This is a genomic window from Bacillus sp. FSL M7-0003, from assembly GCF_038628485.1.
Taxonomy (GTDB): domain Bacteria; phylum Bacillota; class Bacilli; order Bacillales; family Bacillaceae; genus Bacillus; species Bacillus safensis.
Window position 1 is genome coordinate 206,046 of sequence record NZ_CP152024.1, and the last position, 14,651, is coordinate 220,696.

Sequence of the window (14,651 nt, forward strand, 5' to 3'; positions counted from 1 at the left end):
GGACCGCAAGGCTTTTTTTATTTAGAGTGAAGCTTTTACACGGTTAAAGACATCTGGAAAGTTGGTGAAAAGACCGGTGACGCCGTATTGCAGTAGACGGGTCATATCTGCTTCGCTGTTGACCGTATATGGATGAAGGAGGAGTCCGTGGCTTCTGACATGCTGGACGTTTTCAGGTGTTAATGCTCTAAAATTCGGTCCAACCCCTACAGCGTACGTTTTGATAAAGTCGAGCTGATCGTCTGTGATGGATGTCATTTGGTTTCTGTCTAATAGCTGTACTTTTGGCAGGCGTGGAGCTAATTTCTGAAGCTTTAGCAGGCTGTCTTCACTAAAGGATTGTATGATAACCTGCCCTTTTCTTGTGTGTTTCCCAAGAAGGTGATGTTTCTTTAAGGCGGCCAATAGTTTTTCTTCCATTTGCGGATAAAGGTCTGGTTTTTTTGTTTCAATATAATAATTCTCTCGTTTGCCGAAATAGCGCAGCACCTCATCTAATGTAAGGACTCTCTGTCCGATATAGTTGGCATTTTGTCTGTCAGGATTGGCTTCGTTAAACCATGTACCAGCATCAAGCTGTTTGATTTCAGCAAGTGTGAGGTCTTTGACCCAGCCTGTTCCGTTAGTGGTCCGATCAACGGTTTCATCATGCATCACGATGAGATGTCCATCCTTTGTCATTTGAAGGTCGAGTTCGAGGTAATCTGCATTCATCTTTTTGGCGAGCTTGTAGGAAGCCAGGGTATGCTCTGGTGCATACCCTGATGCTCCACGGTGTGCAACGGTTAAGATGCGATCTGGAGATAAAAGATGTTCATGTGCCGATACGGTGGCCGGCACCCACGCAAAAGACAGTAAAGCAAAAGAGAGCAACACGAAAGCAAGTAATCTACTTTTCTTCATATTTTATCCTCCTTTTACGGTAACTGCCTCCATCATAAGAAATAGATGTAAAGAGCATGTTGGGCGGATATGAATCTTTTATGTGATTTTCATTAAGCTTGCTCTACGCGCTTTCCTGTATTCCATGTCATGGCGAGGAAAACAATCGCAAGCACACAAGAACCAACCAGTAAAATGAAGCCTCCTGTCCAGTCATAGTGATCGACGACGACACCCATCATGGCATTGGCAAAGGCAGAGCCGCCAATGTAGCCGAAGAAGCCTGTCAGTCCGGCAGCAGTGCCAGCTGCTTTTTTCGGAGCGAGATCAATGGCTTGAAGTCCAATAAGCATAACAGGTCCGTAAATCAAAAAGCCGATGCTGATAAGGGCAATGTTATCGACCATTGGATTGCCAGCAGGGTTTAGCCAGTAAACAAGAACCGCAATTAACACCCCAGCCATAAAGATGACGCCAGCTGGTGCGCGGCGGCTTCTAAAGAAGCGGTCACTGATCCAGCCGCACAATAATGTACCAGGAATACCTGCATATTCATAAAGGAAATAAGACCAGCGTGAATGCTCTGGCGAAAAGCCCTTTGCTTCTGTTAAGTAGGTCGGCGCCCAGTCAACGACACCGTAACGGACAAAGTACACAAACACGTTGGCAATGGCGATATACCATAGGAATTTATTGTTGAGTACATATTTAAATAAAATCTCTTTCACTGTTAATTCTTTTTCTTGATCCTCATACTTTTGTGCCGGATAGTCATTTCGATATTCCTCGATTGGCGGAAGACCAGTGGATTGCGGGGTATCCCGTACGAGAAGAATGATCACGAAGGAGACGATAATGGCAATGATGGCAGGGAAGAAAAAGATACTTTTCCACGTCGCAAACAGTACAATCCCTAATGTGATAAGAGGTGCAAGAATCCCCCCGCCGATATTGTGAGCGACATTCCAAATGGACATTTTCGTACCACGTTCACTAACCGAAAACCAGTGCGCCATCGTACGCCCGCATGGCGGCCACCCCATGCCTTGAAACCAGCCGTTTAAGAACATGAATAAAAACATGATCCATACACTGGATGTGACCCATGGAAATGAGACAAATAGGATATTGATAAGAGCTGATAAAAAGAGTCCGGCAGCTAAAAAGTATCTAGGGTTACAGCGGTCTGAGATCATTCCCATGATGAATTTACTAAAGCCATAAGCGATAGATACGGCTGCGAGTACAAAGCCTAATTCACTTTTCGTGAACCCCTCTTCCTGTAGATATGGAATGGCAAAAGCGAAATTTTTGCGCAGCAAATAGTAGCCCGCATACCCGATAAAGATGCCTAGAAAGACTTGCAGCCGCAGCCGCTTATACGTCTCGTCTGTTTTGGCATCATCAAGCCTGTCGATATGTGGAGCAGGTTTAAACCATTTGAACATAAAGATCCTCCTTTTGTAGATGTCCGATTGACTGAAGCAAAAGTACGAGAGCAAAAGTACGAGAATGGCTTTTGATCCTGTACCTTTTCAGAGACAAAAGAATTGTTAGCGCTTTCTTTTGTACTCCCATCATATCGGATGGAAGAGACGTTTATGATGAGGCTTTTGTCATAAATTTGGAAAAATGGTTCGTGAAGTAACAAAAAAATCCGCACAATGGCGGATTTTTTCTTAGCGGTTACAGAGTCACATTAATTTTCGCAGATTTCTTTAGTTTTTCAATTTCTTTTTGTACTTCTTTTTGCTTTTCTTGAGATTCTAGCTGTTTTTTTATTTGTGATTTAACCTCTTTGTATTCTGGTGCTTTTTGCTTTTGTTTTTTCATTTGATCTGCGTATTGATCATAGTACGCTTTGACGTCTTTCTCAGAGACGGAGGCTGATTTGATTTCTTTGTCGACATATTGGCTGTATTTGATGCTGTCGGCAATGTCACTTTTCAGCTGATCCAATGTGAGTCCGCTCTTTTTCAGTGCTTCTTCGAATTGAGCGTTGTCTTTAAACTGTTTCTTTTCTTCCTTTAGCTGCTTATCTACCTCTTTGTCAGAGGCTTTGAAGCCCTTCTTCTCAGCATCTTGCAAGATGAGCTCTTGTCCTACGAGCGCATCAATGGTTTGTTTCTTGACTGCTTTTTCGCCTTCTTTAGAAGTGGGGTCTTGCCCGGACTGCTGAAGCTGGCCTTGAATGGTAGATAAGGCGCTATTGTATTCACTGCCTGTGATTTTGTCTTTGTTGACGGTCGCAACGACCTTTTGATCATCGATTTTTTGTGCGTCTAATTTCTTTTGCATTTCTTCCATTTGCTTTTGCTGCTCTTTTTGATCAGCCTGTGTTGTTTCCTTGTTTTTGGCTGAATCGTTTTGCTTATCTTGTTTGGCATCGTTTGACGAGCAGGCTGCAAGCCCAACAGATAACAAACAAGCGATGAGTGTATATGATACCTTTTTCATCATTTTCTCTCCCTTCGGTATGAGAACGTCTAGTGCGCATTCTAACCGTTTTTTAGGAAAAATAAAACCGTACAGACAATTTGTTAGCGGATTGACATGTTTTTTATCTGTTTGTCCTCATTTTGTCTTCTCATAGTCATCTCATGACAAACTCAATTGTGGAATAATTGTTCCATCACTTCGTCGATATCGGTGATTGGCTGGCGGCAGCTGTAGTTTTCACAAATATACACGGTGGTTTTGCCATCGATTGTTTTGTAATCTTTTGTAAAGGGCGCGAGCTTCGCTAATTCTTCCCCTGTTTGGGCAGTCAATATGATATCAAATGGCACGAAGCGTTTTTGAAGCGCCTGTAAAAGCTGTTCTTTTTGAGGGTCGCCGTTTTTTCCAAGAATGATGATTTCTCTTTTGGTTGCATATTGACTTAGGAGCCCTTGCAGAAACGCTGTGTGTCCGCTTGGGTAGGAAGAGACATCGACATAAAAGGCTTGGAACATCTGCTGTAATGTGTCTAGCCAATCCTGACGTCCGGTCAGTCTGCTTAGCATGAGAAGGTGCTTGAGTGCAGTGCTGTTACCAGAAGGCATGGCGCCGTCGTACACTTCTTTTTCTCGAACGAGGAGCGATTCCGCGTCTGATCCTGAGAAGAAAAAGCCCCCTTTTTCCTTGTCCCAAAACAGCTCAAACATGTTCTCTGCAATGGCTGTGGCTTTTTCCAGCCAATCTAATTCAAAGGTCGCTTCGTATAAAGACATATAGGCTTTTAACATATGCGCATAATCCTCGATAAAGCCGAGATGCTTCACGTCACCTTCTCTGTAGCGGACCATGAGCCGCTCATGTTGAACAAGATGTGTTTCTAGAAAAGACATCGCCTGCTTCGCCATATGGATCGCTTCCTCTTCATCAAAGACCCTTCCTGCTTTGGCGAGAGCTGCGATCATCAGCGCATTCCAAGATGTAAGCAACTTGTCATCGACAAGCGGCGCGGGTCGCTGCTGTCTGACTGATTGTAAAATATGCCGGGCTTCTTGCAGCTTAGACTGAAGGGTTTTATCATCGATCGAAAAAGAGGCTTTGATGTCCTCAAAAGAGGTAGAAATGGTATGAGGGATGTTCTCCCCTTCAAAGTTCCCCTCTTCTGTGATGTGATAGACTTCGCAAAATAAAGCGCCAAGCACCTCCCCTAAATGGGTGATGATCTCATCTTTTGACCAGACGTAATATTGCCCTTCTTTCCCTTCAGAATCTGCATCTATCGCTGAATAAAATGAGCCGCCCGGATTCATCATATCTTGTTTGATAAATTGGATCAGGTGTTGGACAAGCTTTTTATACTCAGGTTTTGAGGTGAGCTGATACGCTTCTGTGTAAGCTTCCATCAGCAGCGCGTTATCATACAGCATTTTTTCAAAATGCGGCACAAGCCATTTTTCATCCGTCGAATAACGAGAAAAACCCGACCCAATATGGTCGTATATACCGCCATTTGCCATTCCATCTAACGTTTTCGTGACTGCATACAGCGCATTCTCCTGTTCAGTCCATTCGTAATAGCGCATCAGAAATGAGAGCATATGAGGTGCAGGAAATTTTGGTGCGGAGCCGAATCCGCCATACAGCGTATCAAAGCTGCTCATGAGCTGATAATAGGCTTTGTGAACTGCCTCTTGAGACAGTGTGTTTTCTGTCTGCCCAGCTGCTTTAATCCGCAAGTTATTTGTCGCTTTCTCAGCCAATGATTCAATATGATCCCGGTCGTTATGGTACGCATCCAGCAGTTGTGTCAGTGCCTCGATAAAGCCAGGACGCCCGTATGCACTTCTCTTTGGGAAATATGTCCCCGCATAAAAAGGCTTTTGATCCGGCGTGACAAACACGTTGAGCGGCCAGCCGCCTTGCCCCGTCATCATCTGACAAACAGACATATACATCGAGTCGATGTCTGGACGCTCCTCACGATCGACTTTGATTGAAATGAAATGCTCATTTAAGATGTCAGCGACTTGTTGATCTTCAAAGCTTTCGTGTGCCATGACGTGGCACCAGTGACATGTTCCTTTGGTTATCCATACCCAATAGATACGAGAACAGGCTTGTTTTCGCGTTTCGCTTTTTCAAATGCTTCTTCTCCCCAAGGGAACCAGTCCACAGGGTTATGAGCATGTTGAAGTAAATAAGGAGACTTCTCAGCGATTAATCTATTGGGTTTACTTTTGTTTGGCATGGGATCACCTGCTTTCTATTAATTTGTACGTTTAACATACCATAATTCCCTAAAAAAATTCATACACTCCATTTTGTGAACCAAACCCAAGTTATTAAAAAGGAGAACTGCTTATGACTCTATTTTCAGGGTTAACTTCATCACCTTATTGCTTTTTAGATAAGAAATAAGGAATTAAAATCTTTATCTTTTTATTTACTGTTAGATAGGAGAAACACACCCCGACGACTGTAACCATCCCGCCTGTCAGTGCAATAAACGTAGGTACTTCACCTAACCACACCCAAGAAATGGCCAAGGCTACGGCTGGTGTTAAATAAAGTGAAATTGTTGCTTCTGAAGCACCGACAAGTGAAGTTACATACGCAAGTGCAAAGTAAGGCACAACCGTTGGTAATAAACCTAAATAAACGATAGACAAAGTTGAGTTCATTGAAGCGTTCAAAAACTCTTCCCCTAAGCCAGGCAGAAATAGAAGCATAGGTATTGTCCCGCCCCAAATAGTGAATGTAACGAATGGAATAAATCCATATTTTTTTATATAGCGGGCTTGAAAAACGAAATAAATACTCTCCGAAAATGCTGCCAGCAGGATTAACAAAATGCCGTTCACTGAATTTGTATAGTTTCCCGCCCCAAGTGAAATGATCGACACACCCAATAAACTTATAATAGAGCCGATCCATTTATAAGAACCAAAATGTTCACCAAAAAACAGACGAGATAACATTGCAGAAAAAATAGGTGTCATGGTCACGAGTAAGCTTGCTACCCCTGCGCTGACTGTTTTTTCTCCGATATTCAGCAAAATGTGATATAGTGTAAAACCTAAAAATCCTAAAGATAAAATAGCAGGGATATCCTTCATGTCGGGTAAATGCATATGAGTCAAAACAGCAAAAACCAACAATGCCATTGACCCAATCAACAAGCGAAACAAAGCGAGGTGTTCCGGCGTATAACTCTCCAAACCCGCGCGAATTCCCGGGAAAGCTGATGCCCACAACCCAATCATCAGACTGTAAGATATGCCGATTCGAATTGTTTTCTTTCGCATTTTTCTCACTCCTCTTTACAAAAACCAACCAGTTATTTAATGTGTTTCTATACTAATAAAGATTTGATGATATGACTTCAACCAGTTAAATAGATTTTGACCCAACCACTTTAGTTTTTAAGGAGGATACTTTTTATGAGCGCTTCAGAAGAAAGAAGGATGAGAAAGCTTCCTAAGTACATACAAATCATTCAATTTATAAAAGATAAAATAGGAAATGGAGAATGGCCGATTGGAAGTAAGATTCCAAGCCAGCGCACGCTTGCCAAACACTTTGAGGTGAATAGGAGCACAGTAATTACAGCTTTAGAGGAATTGATGGCGGACGGATTAATCGAAGGCAGAATGGGAAAAGGGACAGTTGTTACGAACAATACATGGACACTTTTGGCTAAGAATTCCGCCCCCGATTGGGATCAGTATGTAACCTCTGGAATCCAGCGGCCAAGCCAAAAAATCGTTCAAGAGATCAATAAATCAGAATCAAACTCTGATCTTATACAGCTCAGTAAAGGAGAACTTTCAAAGGAGATTTTTCCTTTAACTGCTATGAAAGAGATGATGGGAAAGGTATCTCAAAACATAGAGGCATTCGGATATGAGGAACCAAAAGGATATTTACCTTTGCGAGAGGCATTAAGTGGCTATTTAAGAACATTGGGAATTCAAGGCTCATCTTCTTCCATTCTTATTGTTTCGGGTGCGCTGCAAGCCTTACAGCTAATATCAATGGGGCTTTTACAAAGGGGATCGACCGTTTATCTTGACCAGCCGTCCTATCTTTATTCATTACACGTATTTCAATCAGCCGGTATGAAGCTGACTGGAGTTCCTATGGATAATGATGGACTTTTGCCGGAACATATCCACGTGGCAAGGGGGGAGCGGGGGAGGGCTATATTATATACAAATCCCTGTTTTCATAATCCAACCGGTATCTCAATGTCAGAACGGCGACGGGAAGAAATACTTGCGGCAAGTGAGAATGCACAGCTTCCCATTATTGAAGATGACATATATCGTGAGTTATGGATCGATGAGATTCCTCCAAATCCTATTAAAACAATAGATAAAAATGGACATGTTCTTTACATAGGAAGTTTATCTAAGACATTAAGCCCCGGCTTAAGAATTGGATGGATCGTCGGTCCAGAATCAGTGATTGAACGTTTATCCGACATAAAAATGCAAACAGATTACGGCTCCAGTTCGTTATCCCAAAGAGTAGCGGCAGAGTGGTTTACATCCGGTGAATACCAACAACATCTAGAACAGGTGAGAAGTCAATTAAAGGTGAGAAGGCAATTGGTCATGAGTCTTTTAGAAACCAATTTGAAGAATGTTGCTACATGGAATATTCCGAAGGGAGGATTCTTTGTCTGGGTAAAAATATTGCCTTCACTATCTATGAAATCACTTTATACAAAAGCTTTGACAAAAGGGATACTTCTCAATCTCGGCAGTATCTATGCTCAAGAAAAGGGGAACTATATTCGCTTATCATATGCTTATGCATCTCTTGAAGACCTACAAAAGGGAATTTATGAATTGGGTTTAATGATTAAGGAATTGGCAAGCAGATAAATATATAATGAATACTAAAAGACAGTGACAAGTGGCGTAACCGATGCTAACAAGCACTGGTTTATTTTCACGTTTGGCTTTATCGAATGCTTCTTGTCCCCACGGGAACCAGTGAACTGGGTTGTGGGCATGCTGAAGGAGATATGGTGATCTTTCATTGATGAGTGGGTTGGATGTTTCGTTGTTTGACATGGGTCACCTGCTTTCTAAATGTTTTTAGTATTCCCTTTTCTCCATTTAATATATCAGATTGCTGAGGCTCGTCATCATTTGTCTGTGAGGTGTTCCCAAAATGAAAAAAATCAAGGGCTATAAACCCTTGATAGCTACATCAATCGTAATGCTTTAACAAGATGGCTGAATTATGTCCTCCAAAACCAAAAGAATTGGATAGCCCATATTTCAATGGAAGCTGTCTCGCTTCTAATACAACATCTAAGTTGCAGTCTGGATCTTGATTCTCTACATTAATAGTTGGCGGAATCATTCCTCGTCTCAAACTTTCCGCTAAAGCAATGGCTTCGACTCCGCCGGCAGCACCAAACATATGCCCTGTCATTGATTTGTTTGCCGTTGTTGGAATTTCACCTGAACGTTCACCAAATAATTTCTTAATAGCTAGAACTTCTGAACGATCACCTACTTGTGTACTTGTTGCATGTGCACTAATAACATCAATATCATCTGTTGATATATTTGCACTTCTCAACGCCTTTTTCATGGCTAAGTAGGCACCTTTACCTTCTGGGTGGGATGCTACCATATGATGAGCGTCTGAACTAGCTCCGTACCCAACTACTTCACATAATATCGGCGCATCTCTAAGAATCGCGTTTTCTAATGATTCTAATACTAAGATACCTGCGCCTTCACTCATCACAAAGCCATCTCTATCTGTATCGAATGGACGGCTGGCCCGGCTTGGGTCTTGGTTTCTAGTAGATAGTGCGTGTGCGTTTCCAAAACTGGCCAAAGATATCTGTGAAACAGCAGCTTCTGCTCCTCCGGCAAATATAATATCTGCATCATCATTTCGGATCGCATTGAAAGCTTCACCAATAGCGGTGTTCCCAATAGAACAAGCTGTGACTGGTGACAATGATGGCCCTTGTGCCCCTAATCTAATGCTGATTTGGGCCGCAGCTGCATTTGAAATCATCATGGGGACAAGGCTGGGGCTTACTCTTGAGGGACCTCGTTTATCTAATACATTGACATGATCAACAAGCGATTGGATTCCCCCGATTCCTGAACCAACATATACGCCTAAACGTTCAAGATCAACTTGATCTAACTGTAATTGCGAATTTTCTAATGCTTGTTCGGCTGCTGCTAAGGCAAACTGACTAAAACGGTCTAATCGTTTTGCTTCTTTTCTTCCCAATATTTCATCTGCATCGAAATCACGAACGATTCCAGCTATTTTTGTTTTATAATCAGTTGTATCAAAAGAATCAATGAGAGATATTCCCGATTGTCCTTTGATTAGTTGATTCCAAAAGCTATTTACATCATTTCCAAGTGGAGAAATAATTCCCATTCCAGTAATGACAACTCTTTTCATGATCATTCCCTCCTTGTTTTTATTAACTTTAGCCATTGTGTTATCCTATTACAAGTTGTTGTTTATCCTAGTATAATTAATAATATTTTAAAGGGAGATCTTCATGAAACCTGAAACAAGACTTCAAGCATTATCAGAATTTCTAAAAAACCAACGTTCGAAAATTACGCCCCAAATGGTTGGTTTACCTGTAGGAACCCGCAGAAGAACACCAGGACTGAGAAGAGAAGAAGTGGCTCAACTAGCCGGTGTGAGTCTTACTTGGTATACATGGTTAGAGCAAGGCAGAGATATAAAAGTATCGACTTCGGTATTAGATGCGATTTCTCGAGCATTACAATTAAATAACGATGAAAGGAGATATTTGTACGCTTTAGCGTTAGAGGAAGGAGTGAAACAATCCTTTATCATTGAGAATGAGAAGGAAATCAGTCCGGCTTTAGTGAAAATTTTGCAGGAACTTCGTTATTGCCCGACGATTGTATCGGATAGAAGAAGCCAGATTGTTGGCTGGAATCAAGCAGCTGCGAACGTATTTTTGGACTTTGAACAAATCATCCCGGCAGAAAGGAATATCATACGCTTACTATTCGCAAGAAAGGAATTTAAAAGTTTAGCGGTGAATTGGGAGCATTTTGTTAGAGGATATATCGCCATATTTAGAACGTATTACGGACAGTATGTGGCAGATGACTGGTATGAGCAATTTATAGAAGAAATGGAGCAGGCATATCCTGAGTTTCGTAAAATTTGGAATGAAAATGAGATCAGCTATGCACCTGAAGTATTAATTGAATTTCGTCATGCTAAGGGAGGTAAAATGTTGTTTAATCTCACTTCATTACAAGTGTATGGGGATACTGATCTAAGATGCAGCGTCTATACTCCAGTTGAGGATACTGATACGGAGCTTAAGTTAAAACGTTTGATTGAAGGCTAGCTATCGTTTGGATGAAGTTATTGAGTGCATTTAATATAAAATAGATCCCAAGCCGTCAGTGACAAGGGGCATAACCGATGCTAACAAGCACCGGTTTATTTTCACGTTTGGCTTTGTCGAAGGTTCTTGGCCCCAAGCCTATATCTTTTCTGGTAAATGGTGTTGATACATCTCAATAGCGTCTGTATGTTCTTTTAAAATACTCATTGTTTTTGGATGGGGTCTTACATATATCAAAGGATAGTAAGACTTCATCTAATTCTTGTTGGGTATGAAAAGCTAATCTTTCATGATCCAGTGAGAATTGAGCATCAATTCCTGTTTTGTTGCCACGAGAGTCTAATCGAATCCATTTATTAAGTGATTGCAGAAATACTGCATTTAATGCGTGAATACAATATCCTTTATCTGGCGTATCGAACAACATTAATCGCTGGTAACAGAAACCTGTGGGTATTCCTTGTGAGCGCAATAGAGCAGCTAATAGGTTCGATTTTGCGTAGCAAATTCCCTCTTTATAAGTTAATACCTCTGATGCATGACAAGTCACTCGTTTGGATTGGATATCCCATGTATGGGGAATTTCATCTCGAACAAACTCATAGGCTGCTTTTGCTTTTTCTGTCTGCAAAGGGTTGAAAAGTTCATTTGCAAGTGTACAAATAATAGGATTAGAATAATCAACTTCATTTAATTCAAGTAAATAATCATTAAAGTTTTTCGATTCACATTTCAAATTCATTTCTTCACTCCCATATTCTAATAAATGTTACTACATTATAGAACATGATCAGAAATATATTAAGAAAGAATAAAAGAGATTACTACTCAGTAAAGTTTGAATATTTATAGAGTGCTATGAAAAGATGTAACACAAATTATGATTAGTTCTCTGCCTTAAAAATATGTAGTGACATCAATTTCAGGTCTTAACCTCACTAAAGTTCCTTCGTAAAAATTCATTAGTTAAACCCAGGAGAATTTGAAAGGTCTGAGACACTGTTTAAAAATAAGATAATGGCAAAGCTATCACTATAATCATTATCATGTTTTTAAATGGTTTCTTAACGAGCACCATTGACAAGGTTCCGACTATAGTAAAAATTACAATCAAAAGTGAACCTAACAATAACCGATAATTAAAGCTACTGCAGTAACTAATTCTTAGATACCTGTAAACACACGAACCCATTGTGGTAGTCTCAGCGTTTTAAATTCTTCGATAGCTGTTTTATCGCTTGTTAATTTTCTATAACTTGCATAAGAAACATAAATATCAAAAACGTTTGCATAATAATCATGACAATATGCATTGTGATTATTAATAGATATTAGAATAGTATGATTTAAGATTTACGTATGGTTTATAATGATATCCCTTTTAGGCTGGAATCCGTACGTATGAGACCTGCTAAGAGGACAAAAATCAAATTAATTGCCCATAAGTTCCGCACTTACTAGTACCATAGCTATATTCGGCTCCAATGCGCCCCCATTTTAATTAAATATATCTCTCGTACTGTCATCGCCTATTCTTTCTCGCACTCTACTGCCTGTTACTGATAGATAAAAAACTTTAAGTCGGTTAGTTATTTTTTTGCATAGGATCATCTGCCCTCGTTACGTCTTTATTCTTCTTTAATGTAACATAAGTATTTAATAAAATACCTCCATCTAGATGTAACATGGGTATGTTGTTTTTTGTGGAAGTGAGTAAAACATTTAGCAGTGAGATATTATTTATAGGCTGGAATTTGGATTTTATGAAAAGTTTGAATCATTAAAGGGCTTCAAGAACCTTAGTAAATAAAGAGAAATCCCCTTTATATTACTGATTATCGTTGTGTGTAGATCGTTGATCCTCAGCTTTGATAATCATGATAATTTGCCTACAATCTATAGCTTTTAAATTATGGGGAGTTTCTACTTTGAAAATAATGAATTAGTAACAATAAAGCAACAACTTAAATAAATATTAGACTTGTGACTATATTTGTTGTAAAATTGTAAAAACTAAGAAAAATACCCATTTAATAGTTTGGATATTTAGACTTAAATTCAAGTGAGACTTTTATTTTTTAAACAGTTTCTTTTGGGAGGGTACAAAGAGTGAGTTTCGAAGAGATAAAAACTAAATTTATTGATAAGGCAGCTAATATTGGTGTAATAGGCTTAGGGTATGTTGGTTTGCCATTAGCTTTGGAAATCGCTGATTCTGGATTTTCTGTGCATGGAATAGATGAAGATGTAAGAAAGATAAATAAACTATATCAAGGAGAATCTTATATTCAAGATATTCCTTCCTGCAAAATTAAGGAGAGTATTGTTCAAAAAAAATTTTTCCCGACTAACGATAAAAGTATTATAAAGAAACTAAATGCAATTATTATTTGCGTACCTACTCCTTTAACTGAAAATAATGAACCAGATATTACTTACATAACGTCTGCTCTTTATTATATAAAAAAATTTATGCAAGAAAATTTATTAATAATACTAGAAAGTACTACATATCCAGGAACTACTGAAGATATTATTCAAAAAGGAATTGAAGAGTTGGGTTATGTGGTAGGAGAGAATTGTTTTTTGTGTTACTCTCCTGAACGAGTAGATCCAGGCAATTTAAAATATAATACTAAGAATACGCCAAAAATTTTAGGTGGGACTACAAGAAAATGTGAAACTTTGGGTATATTGTTGTATGAATCATTTGTAGATGAAGTTATTCCAGTATCGTCACCAAAAATTGCTGAAATGAGCAAGTTGATAGAAAATACATTTAGAAATGTTAATATAGCTTTTATTAATGAAATGGCTATTTTAGCAGAAAATTTAAAAATTGACATATGGGAGACAATTGAAGCAGCAGGAACGAAACCCTTTGGGTTTATGAAATTTTTTCCTGGTCCAGGGATAGGAGGGCATTGTATTCCTCTTGATCCTATGTATCTATCATGGAAAGCCAAAGAATCAAATTTCACTTCTAAATTTATAGATTTGGCTTATGAAACAAATAAAAATATGCCTAAATATATTCATGACAATATCAGTAAAGCCCTTTTTAAATATGGGAAAATAATAAAGGGATCAAAAATTTTGATTTTAGGGATCGCATATAAGGCTGATATAAATGATTTAAGAGAGTCACCAGGAATAGAATTGTATGAATTATTAAAGAAAAGTGGAGGATTGATAGATTTTAATGATCCTCATGTAATGGAGTTTGAGGATAAGGAAGGAAGGCTATTAATATCTAAACCTCTTAACTATGACCTGTTTAATCATTATGATTGTGTTGTATTAATAACTGATCATAGCGAATATAATCGTGAATTGATCTTACAAAACACTAAACTCATAGTAGATACTAGAAACTTCTTTGAAAATTATAGAAGTGAGAAAATATTCAAGTTTGGATCTGTATTCCAAGAAATAAAAGAAAAAACAAAGCAATGAAGATACTCTCATTACTTTGTTCTAGTAATTAGTGACGTTGTAAAAACTCCAATCGATTACCGAATGGATCATTTACATAAAAACGTGTAGCTCCCTCTAAAGGTTCATCTTCTGTTATTTTAATATTGTTTTCAATTAATCTTTGTTTTAATTTATCTATATCTTTTAGCTTGAAAGCTGGATGTGCTTTAATTGCGGGGATAAAGTTTTCCTGAATACCAATATGAAGCTCATGGGTGCCGCATTGAAACCAAACTCCTCCGCGCTTTTTGAGATTTTCCGGTTTGGGTATTTCATCCATTCCGAGTATTTTTGAAAAAAATTCTCTGCACTCATCTTCACTACCTTTAGGAGCTGCAATTTGAACATGATCAATTCCAACAAACATAAGTTTCTCCTCCACAACGTTATTTGATATTCTTGCAATATAAACTTACCATATTTTTTTAATTTAAACAAAAAATTGACAAAAAAATAAATGCAG

At 39.0% G+C, this 14,651-nt stretch carries 12 protein-coding genes and 1 pseudogene; 3 read left to right on the forward strand and 10 right to left on the reverse strand.

Annotation, left to right across the window (positions count from 1 at the left end):
• Nucleotides 1–21: 21 nt before the first annotated feature.
• From MHI23_RS01165 to MHI23_RS01190, 6 genes are all read right to left on the reverse strand, one after another.
• On the reverse strand, nt 22–903 hold the full coding sequence (locus MHI23_RS01165) for a glycerophosphodiester phosphodiesterase (RefSeq protein ID WP_342492198.1): 882 nt from the start codon (nt 901–903) through the stop codon (nt 22–24).
• A 92-nt stretch (nt 904–995) separates the two neighbouring features.
• A complete protein-coding gene (gene glpT / locus MHI23_RS01170; RefSeq protein WP_061110460.1) occupies nt 996–2,330 on the reverse strand; it encodes a glycerol-3-phosphate transporter in 1,335 nt (444 codons plus the stop codon).
• 238 nt (nt 2,331–2,568) lie between these two features.
• On the reverse strand, nt 2,569–3,339 hold the full coding sequence (locus MHI23_RS01175) for a SurA N-terminal domain-containing protein (protein WP_056768484.1): 771 nt from the start codon (nt 3,337–3,339) through the stop codon (nt 2,569–2,571).
• A gap of 152 nt (nt 3,340–3,491) precedes the next feature.
• The gene (locus MHI23_RS01180) at nt 3,492–5,375 is read right to left on the reverse strand and encodes a thioredoxin domain-containing protein (RefSeq protein WP_342492199.1); all 1,884 of its coding nucleotides are present in this window, start codon (nt 5,373–5,375) and stop codon (nt 3,492–3,494) included.
• Nucleotides 5,376–5,404: 29 nt separating this feature from the next.
• Nucleotides 5,405–5,566 carry a DUF255 domain-containing protein gene (locus MHI23_RS01185; protein WP_111927599.1) on the reverse strand — a complete coding sequence of 54 codons (162 nt, stop codon included), beginning with the start codon at nt 5,564–5,566 and terminating at the stop codon, nt 5,405–5,407.
• Between the two features lie 145 nt (nt 5,567–5,711).
• Nucleotides 5,712–6,623 carry an EamA family transporter gene (locus tag MHI23_RS01190; protein WP_342492200.1) on the reverse strand — a complete coding sequence of 304 codons (912 nt, stop codon included), beginning with the start codon at nt 6,621–6,623 and terminating at the stop codon, nt 5,712–5,714.
• 135 nt (nt 6,624–6,758) lie between these two features.
• Here MHI23_RS01190 and MHI23_RS01195 point away from each other — a divergent pair, with 135 nt between their 5' ends.
• A complete protein-coding gene (locus MHI23_RS01195) occupies nt 6,759–8,207 on the forward strand; it encodes a PLP-dependent aminotransferase family protein (protein ID WP_342492201.1) in 1,449 nt (482 codons plus the stop codon).
• Here MHI23_RS01195 and MHI23_RS01200 read toward each other — a convergent pair.
• Both MHI23_RS01200 and fabF read right to left on the reverse strand, forming a co-directional pair.
• Nucleotides 8,178–8,399 carry a DUF255 domain-containing protein gene (locus tag MHI23_RS01200; protein ID WP_342492202.1) on the reverse strand — a complete coding sequence of 74 codons (222 nt, stop codon included), beginning with the start codon at nt 8,397–8,399 and terminating at the stop codon, nt 8,178–8,180. The genes MHI23_RS01195 and MHI23_RS01200 overlap by 30 nt on opposite strands.
• Nucleotides 8,400–8,538: 139 nt before the next feature.
• Nucleotides 8,539–9,771, reverse strand: a complete 1,233-nt coding sequence (fabF, locus tag MHI23_RS01205) for a beta-ketoacyl-ACP synthase II (protein ID WP_342492203.1) — start codon at nt 9,769–9,771, stop codon at nt 8,539–8,541.
• Between the two features lie 103 nt (nt 9,772–9,874).
• Here fabF and MHI23_RS01210 point away from each other — a divergent pair, with 103 nt between their 5' ends.
• Nucleotides 9,875–10,711 carry a helix-turn-helix transcriptional regulator gene (locus MHI23_RS01210; protein ID WP_111927596.1) on the forward strand — a complete coding sequence of 279 codons (837 nt, stop codon included), beginning with the start codon at nt 9,875–9,877 and terminating at the stop codon, nt 10,709–10,711.
• A 138-nt stretch (nt 10,712–10,849) separates the two neighbouring features.
• On the opposite strand, the pseudogene MHI23_RS01215 reads toward MHI23_RS01210, so the two are convergent.
• A pseudogene (locus tag MHI23_RS01215) lies at nt 10,850–11,453 on the reverse strand (transglutaminase family protein).
• A gap of 1,367 nt (nt 11,454–12,820) precedes the next feature.
• On the opposite strand from MHI23_RS01215, the gene MHI23_RS01220 reads away from it, so the two are divergent.
• Nucleotides 12,821–14,167 (forward strand): nucleotide sugar dehydrogenase, encoded by a 1,347-nt coding sequence (locus tag MHI23_RS01220; RefSeq protein ID WP_342492204.1) that lies wholly within the window; start codon nt 12,821–12,823, stop codon nt 14,165–14,167.
• Nucleotides 14,168–14,195: 28 nt separating this feature from the next.
• On the opposite strand, the gene MHI23_RS01225 is transcribed toward MHI23_RS01220, so the two are convergent.
• A complete protein-coding gene (locus MHI23_RS01225) occupies nt 14,196–14,555 on the reverse strand; it encodes a VOC family protein (RefSeq protein ID WP_024427468.1) in 360 nt (119 codons plus the stop codon).
• Nucleotides 14,556–14,651: the final 96 nt, after the last annotated feature.

Excerpts from the sequence above, each read along its gene's own strand:
- MHI23_RS01165 (WP_342492198.1), bottom strand. The coding sequence starts at position 903 with ATGAAGAAAAGTAGATTACTTGCTTTCGTGTTGCTCTCTTTTGCTTTA.
- glpT (WP_061110460.1), bottom strand. The coding sequence starts at position 2,330 with ATGTTCAAATGGTTTAAACCTGCTCCACATATCGACAGGCTTGATGAT.
- MHI23_RS01175 (WP_056768484.1), bottom strand. The coding sequence starts at position 3,339 with ATGAAAAAGGTATCATATACACTCATCGCTTGTTTGTTATCTGTTGGG.
- MHI23_RS01180 (WP_342492199.1), bottom strand. The coding sequence starts at position 5,375 with ATGGCACACGAAAGCTTTGAAGATCAACAAGTCGCTGACATCTTAAAT.
- MHI23_RS01185 (WP_111927599.1), bottom strand. The coding sequence starts at position 5,566 with ATGCCAAACAAAAGTAAACCCAATAGATTAATCGCTGAGAAGTCTCCT.
- MHI23_RS01190 (WP_342492200.1), bottom strand. The coding sequence starts at position 6,623 with ATGCGAAAGAAAACAATTCGAATCGGCATATCTTACAGTCTGATGATT.
- MHI23_RS01195 (WP_342492201.1), top strand. The coding sequence starts at position 6,759 with ATGAGCGCTTCAGAAGAAAGAAGGATGAGAAAGCTTCCTAAGTACATA.
- MHI23_RS01200 (WP_342492202.1), bottom strand. The coding sequence starts at position 8,399 with ATGTCAAACAACGAAACATCCAACCCACTCATCAATGAAAGATCACCA.
- fabF (WP_342492203.1), bottom strand. The coding sequence starts at position 9,771 with ATGAAAAGAGTTGTCATTACTGGAATGGGAATTATTTCTCCACTTGGA.
- MHI23_RS01210 (WP_111927596.1), top strand. The coding sequence starts at position 9,875 with ATGAAACCTGAAACAAGACTTCAAGCATTATCAGAATTTCTAAAAAAC.
- MHI23_RS01225 (WP_024427468.1), bottom strand. The coding sequence starts at position 14,555 with ATGTTTGTTGGAATTGATCATGTTCAAATTGCAGCTCCTAAAGGTAGT.